This is a genomic window from Paenibacillus forsythiae T98, assembly GCF_000520735.1.
GTDB lineage: Bacteria > Bacillota > Bacilli > Paenibacillales > Paenibacillaceae > Paenibacillus_AQ > Paenibacillus_AQ forsythiae.
In genome coordinates this window covers 1-804 of sequence record NZ_ASSC01000087.1, presented here as the reverse complement: position 1 = coordinate 804, position 804 = coordinate 1, and the positions used below count along the sequence as shown (strand labels likewise).

The following is an 804-nucleotide window of genomic DNA, read 5'->3' as shown; positions in this document are numbered from 1 at the left end:
CTCGGGCGGCCGCCGGAGCAAGCACCGCGCGAAAGACCGTCTATCTCACCTTCGACGACGGCCCCAGCGCCGTTACGCCCAAGGTGCTTGAGATTCTGCGGCGGGAAGGGGTAAAGGCGACGTTTTTTGTACTCGGGGACCAGGCCAAGGTCCATCCTGTGCTGATTAACGCGATCCGGGAACAGGGGAATGCGATTGGCAATCATACCTATAATCATAATTATAAAGATTTATACAGCGGCTTCACCCATTTCTGGAGCCAAATCAAGAGAACGGAGGAAACCATCCGCCAGATTACCGGGGAGCGGCCGCAGCTTGTGCGCGCTCCCGGCGGAACAGCCGGACATTTTGATGATACCTACTTCCATCTGATGAAGCAAGCGGGCTACCTGACTACGGACTGGACGGCGGACAGCGGCGATTCGGAACGGAAGGGAGTGCCGGCCGCTGAAATACTGAAGAACTCGGTTCGGGATACCCGGTCTGCCAGAGTCGTCCTGCTGCTTCACGACGGATCGGGGCATGAGGAGAGCGCCAAAGCGCTGCCGAAGATCATTGAGCGGTATAAAGCGGCGGGTTATGTCTTCAAGACGCTGGACGGCAGCTCGGTCCCGGTTCAGTTCAAGGCTCGTCCGGGCAAGGGGGCCAAAGCAAGAGCAAAGCCCGGCAAGGCATGGATCGCCGCCAACATAGCGCCCAACGCCGCCTTGTTCGCGCCAGGACAACCGCTGGCGGTGGAAGCGGGCAAGGCGGAGGCTGTGCTGCAGCCGGGAGAATACCGGATGGAGAACGGCCGTTATATCG

The 804-nt window shown here is 59.6% G+C and carries 1 protein-coding gene; it reads left to right on the top strand.

What is annotated here, in order from left to right; translation table 11 throughout:
• The coding region (locus tag L692_RS0103070; RefSeq protein WP_025697101.1) for a polysaccharide deacetylase family protein at window positions 1–804 on the top strand (804 nt) is incomplete at both ends.